Raw genomic sequence first — 663 nt, 5'->3', positions numbered from 1 at the left:
GCCTCGAAGTCACCCTCGGCCCCGCCGAACGCACCATCGGCCTGCGCCACCTCGCCGAGGCCGTCCACCTCCAGCAGACCGACGAAGGCGTCTTCCGCGCCGCCGGCACCCTCGGCGCCGTACTCGCCACCCGCGGCGACACCGCCGCCGCCATCGAACTCATGGACGAATTGGCGCACCGGTTCGCCGACCAGGAGGACGTCCTGCACGCCGTCCAGGCCGCCACCGCGCAGATCGCCGCCCACGACGGCCGCAGCTGGCTCCAGGTCGTCGAAGGCGTCCAGCGCCTCGCCGCCCGCACCCCGCACCGGCTCGCACCGCCCGCCTACGCGCTGCTCACCGAGTTCGACGCCACCAGCGGCCTGCTCGCCGCGACCGAGGTCGGCGAACGCGTCCGCGAGCTCGAAGCCTCCCCCGTCGACCCGCTCTGCCGCTCCTACCTGCTGGTCTCCCTCGCCACCCTGTCCCAGTGGGCCGACCTCCTCGACGAGGCCGACGACCTGGTCGTCCGCGGCCTCTCCTGCTTCCGCGGCGGCCCCCTCGACCCCGGCTACCAGTGCCTGCTCAGCGTCCGCGCCGAGACCAGGATCATGCGCGGCGAGTACCAGGCCCTGCTCGACGACTACGCCCTCACCGCCCCCGGCTCCTCCGCCGGCACCGCGC

1 pseudogene is annotated in these 663 nt (G+C 74.7%); it reads left to right on the top strand.

Features of this window, described 5'->3' with window-relative positions:
* Positions 1-663 (top strand): annotated as a pseudogene (locus tag VR45_RS41615) (hypothetical protein); the annotation flags it as partial.

Source organism: Streptomyces sp. NRRL S-495 (assembly GCF_000966955.1).
GTDB lineage: Bacteria > Actinomycetota > Actinomycetes > Streptomycetales > Streptomycetaceae > Kitasatospora > Kitasatospora purpeofusca.
Note: the sequence above shows the minus strand (reverse complement) of the source record. Positions and strands in the feature narration are given on the sequence as shown.